The sequence below is a fragment of the Chryseobacterium sp. II3a genome (assembly GCF_057815135.1).
Window position 1 is genome coordinate 653770 of sequence record NZ_JBYPZJ010000002.1, and the last position, 12796, is coordinate 666565.

Sequence of the window (12796 nt, forward strand, 5' to 3'; positions counted from 1 at the left end):
TTAAATAGGGACCAATAAAACTTTGTGTAAAATATTCTTTCAGAAAAAAGACTGAAATCATAAAGCGTTTTGGAAAATCTTTTTTAATTTTAACATAATTATCACTATAAATCATTTAAAAATGAAAGTACAAACACTAGCATTATTGGCAGGATTTGCATTTTTGGCTGTTTCATGCGGAACTACAAAAACGTACGCCGTAAATGCCAAAAGCGAAACACAAACAGGAGGAACAGCTAAGTTTACCCAACAGGGAAATGAGGTAATCATGAAACTGAATGTAACGAATCTTACTCCTGGAATTCATGCAGTACACATTCATGAAAAAGGAGATTGCTCTGCAGCAGACGGAACTTCTACAGGCGGACACTGGAATCCATCCAAGAATGATCATGGAAAATGGGGTGCTGAGCATTTCCACATGGGCGATATAGGAAATTTGGTAGCTGATCAGAACGGAACTGCGGTTTTAACCTTCAACACAGATAAATGGTGTCTTGGCTGTACAGATGAATCCAAAAACATCATTGGAAAAGGACTGATTGTACATGCTGCCGCTGATGATTTCCATACTCAGCCAACTGGGAATGCCGGAGGAAGAGTGGGATGTGTCGAAATTAAGTAATCATGCATTTACACAATAAAAAAACCGATAATTTTCATTATCGGTTTTTTTATGTTTATGATTTTACTCCCATATCTGATACAATATTCATTGCTTCCTGCAGGTAAAGATCTTTTTTCAGATTCTTGATCCACATTTCAGATTTCTTTTTGAAAGCTTCATCTTTTTTCTCTCTTTCGATCTCGCTTGGATACATGATAAACTGCAATCCATTCTCGAATTTAGTCAACACTTTGAATTTTTCGATTTGAGATTTTCTGTGTTTCATTACTTCATTGAATTTATTGATATTCAAAGTAATGTTTTCCTCTTTATCCAATTTTTCTCTCCATTGAGCTGATTCTAACAGAAGTTGGTAATTCTTATTCTTAGCCATTCTGTCTGCACTTGCTTTTTCAAGAGCCTGGATATTAAAGTAGTTGAGTTTCTCAAATTTTGTAGCCGGAATTTTATCCCAAGCCAGGGCAAAGTCATCATATCGTTCTCCTACTTCTGCATAGGTAAAGAAATCTTTCATCTGAATATCAGAAACAATCCCTTTTCTTTGTGTAGATTCACCTGTAATTCTATAGAACTTCTGAATGGTCAATTTTAAAGAACCAAAATCATCTTCCGTATTCAGGAATCTGTTCAGATCAACAAAAGTCTGAACTGTTCCTTTTCCGAAAGACTGCGGTGATCCTATTACCATAGCTCTTCCATAATCCTGCATTACTCCTGCAAGAATTTCTGATGCTGAAGCAGAAAGTTCGTTTTGCATAATTACAAGCGGACCTGTCCAGATTGGTGTCTCATATTTGTTCTTTAGCGTCTGTATTTTTCCATTTCCATCCTTCACCTGTACATAAGGTCCGGCATCCATGAAAAGCCCCATAATATCCCCTACTTCTGTTAATGATCCACCACCATTGTTTCTAAGGTCAAGAATGATTCCTTCAATGTTTTGAGATTTAAGTTTAACAATCTCATTTTTGATATCATCAGAAGCATTTCTTCCTTTTGAATTTTCAAAATCAGCGTTAAAACTTGGAAGGTTGATAAACCCATATTTCTTACCATTCGGAGCATTTACGACAATACTTCTTGCAAAAGTATCTTCAATGGCAACTTCTTCACGAATCATCGTTACATCCTTGATAGTTCCGTCTTTTTTCTGAACAGTTAAGGTAACAGGAGTTCCTTTTTCACCTCTGATTAATCTTACAGCTTCATCAGAAAGCATTCCTACTACATTGACTGCATCATCTTTTGGTTTTGATTTTACCTTCAGGATCTTATCTCCTTCTGAAAGCTGTTTAGACTTCCACGCAGGAGCACCAATGGTAAGCGCTCCAAGATAAAGGTTTCCTTTTTTCTCCTGGATCAATGCTCCGATACCAATTACTTTTCCGGTAAACTGAGTATCAAAATCTTCTTTATCTTTTGGAGAATAATAGTTGGTATGCGGATCGAATACCTCAGTATAAGCATTCATATACACCGTGAACCAATCCATTTTCTTTCTCTTTTTGAATCGGGTAAAGGTTTCTTTTACAAGATCTTTCACCTCATCTGTAGCTTTTTTGATCTTCTCATCCTGAGTAAGAACTTTAAGCTTGATTGTATCATTTAATTTATACTTCTGAACAGAATCTTTTTTCTCTTTCTGGGCTTCTTCTTTACTATTCATCGATTCAACTTCCTGAAGAATGTTGTATTTGATGAATTTTTTCCACTCATTATATTGTTCCTGTTTATTATCAGGTACTTTTTTAAGTTTCGGTTCCAGAGTAAGCGTTTCATCTTCCTGAAGATTAATAGGCTTGCTGAAAATATCCTGAGTAATTTTATCAATTTCATCTACCCTTTGATAAAGTCTGTCGATTGTAAGCTTATAGAAACTTAGATCTCCTTGGTTGATATAATCATCAAGCTTTGTTTCATGCTTGCTGAATTCATCCATATCAGACTGTAAGAAATATCTTTTGGCAGGATCTACCAATTCGAAATAGTGCTTATAGACATCTTTTGAATAGGCATCATTGATAGGCTTCGGACTATAATGCAGGTAAGAAAGAGTGTTTTTTACGCTCACCATTATTGTCTGCATCTTTTCATCATCGTTCTTGGGCGAGTTGAAGCAAAACATTAGACTGGTTAATGGAATCAGTAGTAAAAATTTATTCAGTTTGAAATTTTTCCACATAAACTGTCTTTATTTATTAATTTTTTGAAAATAAGTATTGTAATAAGTAGCAATAATTTGCAGACTGTTACAAACGATCAAATTTAATACCTTATTTATAAATATCGTACAGTTTTAAGATTTTTTATTCAATGAAATCTGTATGTTTTATTTTCAAAAGACCTCTGTATTATAAAATACAAAGCGTATAAGCACTATTTGTTTCATTTCTAAAAATATAAAGATCAAAAAAATATCATAAAAATTCATAAACATATACCACAAAAGTTAGTTTCAAGTCATAAAGGCATAAAATATGCTGATAATTGATTAAATAACTTTAAAATATAATGTCATGAGAAGTCTATTATGGTTAGTTGCAGTCATTTGTATCGTTGTATGGTTACTGGGAATGCTGGGGATTGTACCCGGAATCAGCACAGGTTATTTAATACATGTTTTGCTCGTCATTGCTATTATTGTTATTCTTTATAATATCATTACCGGAAGAAAACCGCTGGACTAATTTAAATGGTAAATATTCTTGGGAAGACTATAATTTATACTAAAATTGTATAGTTACTTTAATTTCTCAATACGCTCTCTTTTCTGGTATCCAGATTTCTTTCCTTCCTAAAATACAAGATGTTTATTGCTTACACTAATCAGTGAATGATAGTCTTGTTATTTTATGGCGTCTTATTTTTAACTACATTTGATGTGTTGAAAATTCTTTTTGTTCAATTCTAAAATGAACAAACTGTACTGCATTTGTATAAAAATTAAGATAATATATGGAAAGACCGCTTATTCTGGTGACTAATGATGATGGAATTACAGCTCCGGGTATCAGAAATTTGATCAGTTTTATGAACGAAATCGGAGAAGTAGTGGTAGTAGCCCCTAATTCTCCTCAAAGTGGTAAAGGCCACGCCATTACCATTAATTCTACGCTTAGCTATGAAGAGGTTACTCTTGATGGTCCCCAAACAGATTATTCCTGCAGTGGAACGCCTGTGGATTGTGTAAAAATGGCATTGGATAAAATCCTTAAAAGAAGACCTGATATTGTAGTTTCAGGAATTAACCACGGTGCCAATTCATCCATTAATGTAATTTATTCAGGAACAATGTCTGCTGCTGTAGAAGCAGGTGTAGAAGGAATTCCTGCCATAGGATTCTCACTATTGGATTTCAGCTGGGAAGCAGATTTTACTCAGGCTAAAGAGTTTATTCAAAACATTGTACGAAGAACTCTTGAAAACCCAATGCCTAAAGGTATTGTTTTGAATGTGAACATCCCGAAGCTTCCTGCATCTGAGATAAAAGGAATAAAGGTTTGTAAGCAAGCTCATGCTAAATGGGAGGAAAGCTTCGATGAGAGAATCAACCCACACGGAAAAAAATACTATTGGCTGACAGGCTACTTCAACAATATGGATGATTCTGAAGATGCTGATGAAACAGCTTTAGCAAACGGATATATTTCGATTGTGCCTGTAAAATTTGATCTTACAGCGTATGAATACATGAAGACATTGGAGGAAGTAATGGCTTTGACTCAGTAAAAGAATCTAAATAATACGATTATTTAAAGATAGAAAAAGCGTGAAATTTGATTTCACGCTTTTTGTTTTTTATTTCTCGCAGATTGAACAGATAACGCAGATTTTTGGTTATTCAGAATAACTTATACATAATCATCTGTGAAAATCAGTGCCATCTGTGGGAAAATTAAATTATTTGATTAACCACAGATTTTCGCAGATGAGCACAGATGTTTGTGCTTAAAAATGTAGAGATTAATTAAGAATAAATTTATTATTGTTTTTAAAATAATACTTTATCTTCTTTTCTAAGTTCTTCCAGATAGCTTTTCTTATCATCGCGGTAGAAAAGATTCATGGTTTCAAACGGAATTAATTTCAGGTCTTTATTAACGATATGAACACAGGATTTTTTCACTGCTCTTACATCAAAATCATGGGCATCCATGAAGTTCATTATGATAATTCTAAACAGATTATCATAATCCAGATTCGGAGCACATACTTCCGGCAGACAACAAAGTAACTGATTAACCTTAGGTTTTACCTTATCTACAGAAATACCAGTACTGAAGATATCAAGTAACTGCATATGAAGCCCTGTATCCTGTTCGTACACAATGGTATTTTTGGATTCATTATTTAAAAGATCAGCTGGGTTGATATATCGGGTTAAAGGGATGATTTCGTCCTGGAGTTTTAAAATATATCCCATTGCCAAAGCATCCGGATTACATGGAACAGGAATAATATCATCGGCGTTCAAAAGTGGAAATTGATTCAAAATTTCCTGTCTTACTTCCGTTAATGTAATTTTTTCATGAGCAGAATCTTCTCTGTTCCTTCCTGCAATTTCTACAGGCTGGAAGGTAATTCCTCTTACACATTTCTGTTTTAAAGCAAATTCTATGATCTTTCCGATCTCATCGATATTTTTATCTTTTTGAAGAACAATCACCAAAGTGGTTGAGAGATTGAGCTCATTGAGCTTCTCCAAGGCTTTCATTCTTACAGAAGTAAGATCTTTCCCTCTGAAATCTTCCAGAACTTCTGGTTTAAACGAGTCAAACTGAAGGTATACTTCAAATTCAGGAGCATAAGTCGCCAGTTTTTCTGCAAAACCAGGGTCATTGGCTATTCTTATCCCATTGGTATTCAACATTAAATGTTTAATGGGTTTTGATTTAGCAATATCCATAATTTTGAAAAACTCAGGATGGATGGTAGGTTCTCCGCCACTGATCTGAACAACATCAGGCTCTCCTTCATTTTTAACAATTACGTCAAACATCGCTTCAATCTCCTCCAAAGTTCTGTGACTTCCATAATGTGGGGAAGACATTGCATAGCAGGTGGGACAGGTCAGATTACAACGATCCGTTACTTCCACAATTGAAAGACAACTGTGCTGCTCGTGATCTACACAAAGACCACAGTCATAAGGACATCCATATTCCACATCCGTTCCGAAATGAAGCGGCATTTCCGAAGCCTTATTATAGTTTCTTATATTTTTATAATATTGGACATCTGAAGCAATCTTTGTTTTGAAAAAACCATGATCAGGACATCTTTTGGTCATGAAAACAGCTTCATCCTCAATAATAATCTTTGCGCCTACTCTTTTCAGGCATTCGGGACAAAGACTGATTGTATAATCGTAATAGGTATAGTTTCTTACTGGCATACTTGATTTTTTAATGCTTATCCACAGATATATCCACTGATCAGGCCACAGACCAATAAACAAATCACAAAGGTCTGTATAAACTGTTTTCGGCTGAATTTCCTGTTATCTTTACTTTCATAAACCAACTTCACAATAAATGTAACAATAATAGAAAAAAACAAAGCACCTATAATAATCATACCAACGATCATGACTACCAATCCTGTAAGATCGCCAACTTCCAAAAGTGTTAATGATTTCATTTTGAATATTTTAAAGTGGTTTGGATATTTTTAATAGTATAAATGTAGTAAATAATTACACAAATACATACAAATTGAATTGTCCCAAGGTTTCCTATAATTTCAATTCTTGGTTTAATAAAGTCTAATAAGAATCTAAAGGTAAAATAACTTAGCATAAAGATCTGAAAAAGAAACCCGGAAGAATATTTTACATCCTTCTGAATGTATTTAAGAACTCCCCATAGAATGACTAAAAAACCAATTTCATACAAGGCAACCGGATGTCTGAGATATTGATCTCCCAAATGCATTCCAAAGACTGAATCTGTAGGAATACCATAAGTTTCTTCATGAATTCCTGTAAGAAAACAGCCAATTCTTCCAATAATTATAGCCAGCATTAAAGGAAAAACAATTAAATCACCTGTACTTTCTTTGTGGCTCACCATTTTTTTAGCCAATTCTACTCCTAATAATCCAAAAGCCAGTCCTCCAACAATGGTATTGCTGGACCAAAATTTCTGAAAACTGAAATTTTCAAATAAGGTAAAAGGGTTTTCCAGATTTCCAATGAGTTTGGAACCTAGTAACGCTCCGGCTGTTGCCCCAATCAGAACAGCAGCAGATGTATTAAAAGGCAGCTTTTCTTTAGATTTTCTTTTAAGGTAAAAATAATACCGCATACCCAAAAACATTCCAACTGCCTCAAAGAGAGGATGGGCAAGAATTGTTGTACCGAAAATATGAAAAGTTACAGGAAAATCCATCGCTTCAAAAATAATCCATTTAAGATTATTTACTACCTTTATTCTGACAAATAATTACAAAATGCGTATAGAATATGACATAAAATTAGGGTTTAAGGATGTAATGTTCCGCCCTAAGCGTTCAACTTTGAAATCCCGTTCAGAAGTAAATCTTGAAAGAGAATTTATTTTTAAACATACTCAAAAAAGATGGAATGGGGTTCCTGTTATTGCTGCCAATATGGATACCGTAGGAACTTTTGAAATGGCTGTAGAACTGGCTAAAGATAAGATCATCACAGCAATACATAAACATTACACTCCTGAAGAATGGGATCAGTTTCTGCAAAGCCAGCCTGAAAGTATTCATCAATATATTGCGTTAAGTACTGGGACAGGAAAAGCGGATGAAGAAAAAATCAGATTGATCCTGGAAAAGCATCCAAAAATCCAGTTTCTCTGTATAGATGTTGCCAATGGTTATTCTGAGCATTTCGTCCAGTTTGTGAAGACCGCAAGGACTAATTTCCCTGATAAGATCATTATTGCCGGAAATGTAGTAACCGGTGAAATGGTGGAAGAACTTCTTTTAGTAGGTGCAGATATCATCAAAGTGGGTATTGGGCCTGGTTCAGTATGTACAACCCGTGTAAAAACCGGAGTTGGCTATCCTCAATTATCTGCGATCATCGAATGTGCTGATGCTGCACATGGTTTAGGAGGCCACATCATTGCAGACGGAGGCTGTAAAGTTCCCGGAGATGTTGCCAAAGCTTTTGGCGGCGGAGCAGATTTTGTAATGCTTGGCGGGATGTTTGCCGGCCACGATGAAAGTGGTGGTGAAATGATTGAAGAAAATGGGAAAAAATACCGTTTATTCTATGGTATGAGTTCAAAAACGGCAATGGATAAGCATTCAGGAGGTGTTGCTGAGTACCGTGCTTCAGAAGGAAAAACTGTAAAAGTAGCTTATAAAGGACCCGTTGCTGAAACCGTGAAGGATATTTTAGGAGGGGTACGTTCCACATGTACTTATGTAGGAGCATCTAAACTTAAAGAACTTTCCAAAAGAACAACTTTTATCAGGGTTCAGGAACAGGAAAATCAAGTCTTTAACGGATAATTTTTTCTTCAACAGATTTATTAGAACCTTTCAGTAATAAAAAAGAGGCTACACATTTTGTATAGCCTCTTTGTATTTTTACATCAACATTCCACCGTCTACGTTTAACGTCTGACCTGTAACGTATGATGACATATCACTTCCGAAGAATACACAAGCATTAGCGATATCTTCCGGCTGCCCTCCTCTTTTCAAAGGAACTCCGTCTCTCCATCCCTGAACTGTTTTCTCATCCAGCACTGCTGTCATTTCAGTTTCAATGAATCCTGGTGCAATAGCGTTACATCTGATATTTCTAGAACCTAATTCTAGTGCCACTGATTTTGTAAACCCGATTACCCCTGCCTTAGAAGCTGCATAATTCGCTTGTCCTGCATTTCCTTTTACTCCAACTACAGAAGTCATATTGATAATAGATCCGGATTTTGCCTTCATCATCGGTTTAATTACCGCTTTTGTAAGGTTAAATACAGAGTCCAGGTTTACTTTGATTACTTTATCCCAATCTTCTTTTGACATTCTCAATAGCAAGTTATCTTTTGTAATCCCTGCATTGTTTACCAAAATATCAATCTGCCCAAACTCCGCCATTACTTCCTCTACCAATTTTTGAGCGGCATCATAATCTGATGCGTCAGACTGATACCCTTTAATTTGGGTTACAGAACTTAAAGCTGCTTCTAATTCTTTTGCTTTGTCTACAGAACCGGCATAAGTGAATGCTACTTTTGCTCCCTGTTGAGCATACATTTCAGCAATACCCTTCCCGATTCCTCTTGTAGCTCCGGTAATTAGTGCTACCTTTCCTTCTAATAATTTCATATCTCTTGACGATTATTTTTTTATAACTCATTCAGCTACTGAAAGCTGACTTACTTAGTATCATAATTCTTTTTCAGAATTAATCGGTTTGCAAAGATATTATAAATTGTTATTCAAGACATTGAAAACATCAAAATACTGAACTTTTTTGCTAAATTTCTATGATTACTGCTATAATTCTGCACCTTCATTTCTAAATCTGGTGAAATAAATTAAGTCTGTTCTTCTATCTTTACTTAATTTTAGTACTTCTTTCATCCAGATATATTTATCATAAATGATTTCCGTTAAAGGTTCATTCTGAAAATTTAAAACCCCGTATTTACCTTCTTTTTTTATAACGATTTCATTTTCAAAGTTTTCAAAAGCTATAATATCTTCGTAGATAAATGGAACAATTTCCGTACCCTTAGCGCCCAAAATACCATAAAGATTATTATTGTTCATACAAACAAGCGGCTTTGAATACTCATTCAGAATAGTAAAGTATCCAACATCCTGGATCTTTATCTGTTTCACTCCTTTAAGTTCTGAAGCAGACTTATTGGTTACCGAAAATCGGTAATACAGATCACCTCTTCTGATGATTATATTGTCAGGATAGAAGCCAACAATCTGATCTCCTGCATTTAAAATATTCTGCAAATCTTTATCTAAGAGCTTTTCTTCATTTTCATTTTTTAGATAAATAAGATCTTTTCCTGAGATTGTAAAACTTTTAATGATGTCATATTCTTGAGGAATAATAATATTGCCTTGCAAGTCTACAATACTTGATTGATCCGACTTATCACTTGAACCCCTAAAAAGATTGTTAGACAGCGGGTACAAATACTTAAAATTACTAGGATAAAGCTTCTGATCCTTCTTATAAAAAACATTCGTTTTGTTGCTTTTTCTAAGATAAATATATTCTCTATTTCCAAAATATTCCGGAGTGATATCACTGTAAATTTCATCTGTAATGATATTATCTTCAGCATCAATCAGTCCATATTTTCCGGTAGCTTTGTTTTGAGTAATTAGGTAAGGATAAGCATTCATATCTACCACATTCCTTGAAAATTTATGCAAAGTTTGACCATTTTTGCCAATAATCTCACTTTGATTTTCTTCGTTAATGATCAGCGCTTTTTCATTTTCAAAGCTATAATCATCTTTAAACTCCCTATCACTAAGCTGCTTTCCATTAAAGTCATAGAGGAACCATTTTTTATCTTTTGAAACAAAAAAAGCATCTTTTCCAGCAAAACGAATTTTGTCTGAATCTGGAATAATAAGCTTTCCATTATAATCGTAAACAGCTTCTTTTCCCTGTTTGGAAGCAATAATTCTTTCCTTACTCCACCAGGGTGTATTGAAATCCTGATCATCAAGAGGAACGAGCTCATTTCCCTTTTCATCAATAATTGCTGATTTTCTTCTGTTTCCTTGCTCAGAATAAAGAATAAACCTGTTTTTAAAAATGTGGGAAATACCACCTTTATAAGATAATTCAAAGGTTATATTTCCTTTGGAATCTACAATACCTTGTTTTTTGGAAACAGGATCGTAGACAATTCCGAAACCTTCGGAATATGAATTTACCTCCTTCCCTGTTTTTTTGGAAAGAAGAACCTTAGTGTATTGGTTCGTTTGTGCCATACAAACTGTAGAACACAATACAAAAATTAGTTTTTTCAATGAAGAATTAAATAGAATTATTGACAATAAGAACAATCTCTCCTTTTAAAGTCTTACTCTTGGAAAATTCAATTAATTCATTGATTGTTCCACGTTTAGTTTCTTCAAATTTCTTAGAGATTTCACGGCTTAAACTTGCCCTGGTGTTTTCGCCAAAGAACTCTTTTATCTGTTCCAGTGTCGTATTGATCTTGTGTGGACTTTCGTACAATACAATGGTTTTCTTTTCCTCAGCAAGCTGTTTCAGCTTGGTTTGCCTTCCTTTCTTTTGTGGTAAAAATCCGGCAAATAAAAATTCGTTATTCGGAAGTCCTGAAACTACCAAAGCCGGAATTAAAGCTGTTGCACCAGGAAGACAGATCATTTCAATATCGTTATCTGCTCCTGCTTTTGCCAATAAATACCCCGGGTCTGAAATTCCTGGAGTTCCTGCATCAGTAATAATTGCGATATTCTGACCGTTTTTAAGGTCCGTTATTACTTTCTCCGTTGCCTGATGTTCATTATGTAAATGATACGATTTTAAAGGCTTGGATATTTCAAAGTGTTTTAAAAGTATTCCGGAAGTTCTGGTATCTTCACATAAAATATAATCTACATCTTTAAGGACATTCACTGCCCTGAAAGTCATATCTTCCAGGTTCCCAACGGGTGTGGGAACAAAATATAGGATTCCGCTCAAAATTATAAGAATTTATTTTCCACCAATATCCAAAGTCTCTGTGCATATTCATCCACTTTGCTCCATTTCCTTTCGTAGTACAAATCGCTCAGATATTCTTTTGCTTCCTCCAGTGTTTTGAAATGATTCAACTGTGCTACCGTATCATTCAGATCGGTCTGGCTTCCTTCAAATAACATTTTTGAAAAAGCAATTCTGTCATTCAAATCCAGTTTAAACTCTGTTTTGGGTTTATCAGCCTCCATAAAGTTAGTAGGAATGTTAGATTTCAGAATACTTCCCGTATCTTCTTTTATGGGCTCAGGCTGTGTTTCTTTTGGAAGCTCTCTTTCCAGCGGATCATCATCAAACAGGGATTGAACAGCTTTCAATCCTTTGATATTGGCTAATTTTATTTTTTTCTCCTGATGATATTCGTCTAGGTTTTCAAAACTCTCATCAGAAGGGTGTCTCTCTGTTTCTTCGGGAACAGGTTTATCTATTTCAACAATTTTTCTTCTGTCATATACTTCAGCGAGAACATTTTCTTGCTGTCTTTCTTCCACAGAATGATCATTTTTAATCTCATTCACAATGTTTTCAACATTGGAAGTTTCGTTGGCCAGCTCTCCCTGTTCTAAAGAGATATTGGAGGCTACAAACTGCTCTTCATTCTCCTCAATCAGTATTTCGTCATCCAGCATTTCTGTATCGAAAATACTTGGTATGGTTTCTCTGACCTTATTTTCATTGGTACCATTTACTTCTGCAAAATCTACCTCTTTTTTACCTTCAATTTCATCATCATCAGCATCCATTTCATTCAGCTGATTATTAAAGATAGCTTCTTCCTCTGTCACTTCATCATCAAACATATCTTCATTGATATCTTCATCTGAATCTGGTTTTGCATCCGCAAGAATTTTCTCTTCATCTACAAAATTTAACACATCTTCATGGGCAATTGAATGTTCATTTTCCTCAATTTCATTCAATTGATTATTGAAAATAGCTTCTTCTTCTGTTACATCTTCAGATACAACAGGAATCTGAACATTTCCAACCACTCTTTCTTCGTTATTTTCTGCCACAAAACTGATGATATTCTCATGAAATTCATTTTCAACAATTTCATTCAGCTGGTTATTAAATATCTCTTCTTCATCCGCTGATCCACTGATAAAACTGTCATTTTCATGCTCATCAATCTCGTTCAGCTCATTATTAAATATGGCTTCTTCTTCCGTTACCTCATTGCCGGAATCATGATGATCCAGGTCTCCGGAAACAAAAGAAACCGAATGATTATCAGAATGCATAACAGGATCATCTGCTATGAAATATTCAATGTTTTTTTCCAGTAGTTTCAAAAAAGAAATCCTGTTGGCAAGCTCATCTACAAGATCTTGCTTGGAAAGTAATTCGTCTACATTATTTATTTTATCAAGATTATCAATGATATTCTTGGCCTCAAATAAAATCTTTTCCTTTAAATCTTGGATATTTTGCAT

12 protein-coding genes are annotated in these 12796 nt (G+C 34.7%); 4 read left to right on the forward strand and 8 right to left on the reverse strand.

The genetic code is table 11. From position 1 onward, the window contains the following. The first annotated feature begins 121 nt into the window (after window positions 1-121). Window positions 122-625, forward strand: a complete 504-nt coding sequence (locus AC3HD6_RS07635) for a superoxide dismutase family protein (protein ID WP_488895803.1) — start codon at window positions 122-124, stop codon at window positions 623-625. 55 nt (window positions 626-680) lie between these two features. Here the strand turns inward: AC3HD6_RS07635 and AC3HD6_RS07640 are convergent, their stop codons facing one another. Further along, window positions 681-2810: a carboxy terminal-processing peptidase gene (locus AC3HD6_RS07640; protein ID WP_488895804.1), complete on the reverse strand. Its 2130-nt coding sequence runs from the start codon at window positions 2808-2810 to the stop codon at window positions 681-683. 334 nt (window positions 2811-3144) lie between these two features. Between AC3HD6_RS07640 and AC3HD6_RS07645 the strand changes: the two genes are divergently transcribed. Further along, a complete protein-coding gene (locus AC3HD6_RS07645) occupies window positions 3145-3315 on the forward strand; it encodes a lmo0937 family membrane protein (RefSeq protein WP_185246363.1) in 171 nt (56 codons plus the stop codon). A gap of 268 nt (window positions 3316-3583) precedes the next feature. Continuing rightward, a complete protein-coding gene (gene surE, locus AC3HD6_RS07650; protein WP_488895805.1) occupies window positions 3584-4357 on the forward strand; it encodes a 5'/3'-nucleotidase SurE in 774 nt (257 codons plus the stop codon). Window positions 4358-4619: 262 nt separating this feature from the next. On the opposite strand, the gene AC3HD6_RS07655 is transcribed toward surE, so the two are convergent. The 3 genes from AC3HD6_RS07655 to AC3HD6_RS07665 are packed head-to-tail and all read right to left on the reverse strand — an operon-like array spanning window position 4620 to window position 7017. Beyond that, window positions 4620-6023, reverse strand: coding sequence for a radical SAM protein (locus tag AC3HD6_RS07655; protein WP_488895806.1), 1404 nt, complete (start codon window positions 6021-6023; stop codon window positions 4620-4622). A 17-nt stretch (window positions 6024-6040) separates the two neighbouring features. Beyond that, a complete protein-coding gene (locus tag AC3HD6_RS07660) occupies window positions 6041-6268 on the reverse strand; it encodes a hypothetical protein (protein WP_068941164.1) in 228 nt (75 codons plus the stop codon). Further along, window positions 6265-7017: a prolipoprotein diacylglyceryl transferase gene (locus AC3HD6_RS07665; RefSeq protein WP_488895807.1), complete on the reverse strand. Its 753-nt coding sequence runs from the start codon at window positions 7015-7017 to the stop codon at window positions 6265-6267. The genes AC3HD6_RS07660 and AC3HD6_RS07665 overlap by 4 nt, the downstream gene beginning before the upstream one ends. Window positions 7018-7078: 61 nt before the next feature. Between AC3HD6_RS07665 and AC3HD6_RS07670 the strand changes: the two genes are divergently transcribed. Continuing rightward, window positions 7079-8119 carry a GMP reductase gene (locus tag AC3HD6_RS07670; protein ID WP_488895808.1) on the forward strand — a complete coding sequence of 347 codons (1041 nt, stop codon included), beginning with the start codon at window positions 7079-7081 and terminating at the stop codon, window positions 8117-8119. Window positions 8120-8197: 78 nt separating this feature from the next. Here AC3HD6_RS07670 and fabG read toward each other — a convergent pair whose 3' ends face one another. The 4 genes from fabG to AC3HD6_RS07690 all read right to left on the reverse strand — a co-directional run bounded on the left by fabG (window position 8198) and on the right by AC3HD6_RS07690 (window position 12796). Further along, window positions 8198-8941, reverse strand: a complete 744-nt coding sequence (gene fabG / locus AC3HD6_RS07675; protein ID WP_068941170.1) for a 3-oxoacyl-[acyl-carrier-protein] reductase — start codon at window positions 8939-8941, stop codon at window positions 8198-8200. A gap of 171 nt (window positions 8942-9112) precedes the next feature. Then, window positions 9113-10585: a WG repeat-containing protein gene (locus AC3HD6_RS07680; protein ID WP_488895809.1), complete on the reverse strand. Its 1473-nt coding sequence runs from the start codon at window positions 10583-10585 to the stop codon at window positions 9113-9115. Window positions 10586-10631: 46 nt separating this feature from the next. Beyond that, a complete protein-coding gene (rsmI, locus tag AC3HD6_RS07685) occupies window positions 10632-11306 on the reverse strand; it encodes a 16S rRNA (cytidine(1402)-2'-O)-methyltransferase (RefSeq protein WP_488895810.1) in 675 nt (224 codons plus the stop codon). 2 nt (window positions 11307-11308) lie between these two features. Then, window positions 11309-12796 (reverse strand): DUF8457 domain-containing protein, encoded by a 1488-nt coding sequence (locus AC3HD6_RS07690; protein WP_488895811.1) that lies wholly within the window; start codon window positions 12794-12796, stop codon window positions 11309-11311.